At 35.9% G+C, this 1,925-nt stretch carries 3 protein-coding genes; all 3 read right to left on the bottom strand.

The window, feature by feature from the left end:
- Window positions 1-236: 236 nt before the first annotated feature.
- Entirely contained in the window at window positions 237-713 is a 477-nt protein-coding gene (locus H4J67_RS19770) for an energy transducer TonB (protein WP_182204839.1), read from the bottom strand.
- 110 nt (window positions 714-823) lie between these two features.
- Window positions 824-1,216 carry a hypothetical protein gene (locus tag H4J67_RS19775; RefSeq protein ID WP_182204841.1) on the bottom strand — a complete coding sequence of 131 codons (393 nt, stop codon included), beginning with the start codon at window positions 1,214-1,216 and terminating at the stop codon, window positions 824-826.
- Window positions 1,217-1,320: 104 nt separating this feature from the next.
- Window positions 1,321-1,734, bottom strand: a complete 414-nt coding sequence (locus tag H4J67_RS19780; RefSeq protein ID WP_182204844.1) for a hypothetical protein — start codon at window positions 1,732-1,734, stop codon at window positions 1,321-1,323.
- Window positions 1,735-1,925: the final 191 nt, after the last annotated feature.

Consider the following 1,925-nt stretch of genomic DNA (forward strand, 5'->3'; position numbering starts at 1 on the left):
TATAAATGATTTAAATTGTTCAGAGCAATGAGGGCATACTTTAACTTTGCCAAATTTATTCAAAGTTTTAGAAAATAGACTTATTTTTTTATCGCAATGTGGACACTTCAATGTGAATCCTCCTTGTTAACCTAACGCCTAAATAACAGGCTAAGTAATGGTTGGCTAAAATTGTGTAGCGAAGCGAAACGTAGCCAACTGTTACGTGTCCTTGTTGATTTTCTTGTTAGGAATACTTACCCACCACGCTTGATTCTATAGCCTGTTGAATAAATGACATCTTCTCCAATGCACTGATTATTTTCAATTGAGTTGCTTTCCGAGCAATGCCCATCTCCAGTCTCTAAACAAAACTGAAATTGAGTATTAGTTTTAATAGGATCTTGGATAATACCTTTAGGTAATACAGACCATTTCCATTTTTTTACATTAAGTTTTGCTTGTTTAGCAAAATGTTTACTCGTTGAGGAAACGATTTTAATATCTTTGATTTCGTTATCTGGAGTAATAACATACTCAACAGAAGCACAGCCTTCTTTTCCTGCTCTCGCATCTTCGATAGGATACAGGGGAGGAAAACGTTCTAATTTTTCCCATTTTTCCGAAAGCAACTCAGCTTCAGTTAATTGTAAACCTTGATATTGCTCCGTGGGTGTCGTTTTACAACCAAATAAAACAAGTGTCCCTACTATTCCTAAAATATATCGATTCATGCCAAACTCCTTTTGTATTCCTAACGCCACGTTAAGCGGCAAAAAATTGTTGGCTAAAATTGTGAACGGAGTGAAACAGCCAACTGTTTTTTGTCCGTTTGAACGCCTTGTTAGGCATATGTGCCGCACCATACGACATTTATGATTTCTTTGTTTTTTTCTAACAGTTCCTTTAAAGCAGAGATAAGCAAATGAGCATCCTCTATTTTTGCTTTGTTTCGGCCAAACAGACTTTTAGCATGTGGATTTAAGTAAATATGCCATTCATTGATTCGATTTTCTACATTCGCACAACAAAGTGAATATTCATTATCATCTACAATATATTCAATGAACCAACCCCAATCTTCTGACTCCGGGTATGTTGTGGGAACACCTTTTTTAGCAAGTTCTTTCCCAAGCCACCAAGCTAACTCCGCACCATATACTCCAGGGTTAACCTGAGCTTCATCTGCTAAATGAGGATGGAAGAGATCTGAATTGAAATTTACACTGATATCCATTTAATGTATGCCTAACGCCTCGTTAAGCGGATAAAAATGGTTGGCTATAATCGCGAAGCGATGGCCAACTGTTTTTATTCCGTTTAAACGACTTGTTATATTTTTTAACCCGCATAATGATCAACAACTCGTTTTGACATTATTTGGAAAAGAAACAACACGATAAGAACTCCCATTGCACCTAATAATAACTGACCTCCAAACACAAATAAAAACCATAACTGCTCTAGGCTAAATAGTGAAAAATCTGAGCCTTGAATCAAACCTAGGTATGATGTGTAAGCTTTGGAGAGTTGAGGCTGGAAAGAAAGAGGTATCAATGCGAATAATCCAGATAGTATTATTGCTAACCCTACAGGTGTTTTTTTACCAAACCCTTCTAATGTCAATGGTCCCGTTGGTGGCGAAGTAGAAAGCTTAAATACAGGGTAAATTAATGCCCCACTAATCATTGAGAGAAAGCAGGCTATATTAATATCCTCTACGAATTTATTAAATAAGTAAAAAGAAGAGATCAAAAGTCCTAGCAAGATAAACTTTAAAATTATTAGACATAGTTTCAAAACAGTAATTCTCCAAAAAAATATAACGCCACATTAAGCGGCAAAAAATTGTTGGCTAAAATGTTGAACGAAGTGAAAACAGCCAACTGTTTTTTGTCCGTTTGAATGCCTTGTTATGCGACTTTTAGATTACCATAAACCGGATA

It is taken from the genome of Colwellia sp. BRX10-4, assembly GCF_014077465.1.
Classification (GTDB): Bacteria; Pseudomonadota; Gammaproteobacteria; order Enterobacterales; family Alteromonadaceae; genus Colwellia_A.

Coding starts and splice junctions, on each gene's coding strand:
- H4J67_RS19770 (WP_182204839.1), bottom strand. CDS start 713: ATGAATCGATATATTTTAGGAATAGTAGGGACACTTGTTTTATTTGGT.
- H4J67_RS19775 (WP_182204841.1), bottom strand. CDS start 1,216: ATGGATATCAGTGTAAATTTCAATTCAGATCTCTTCCATCCTCATTTA.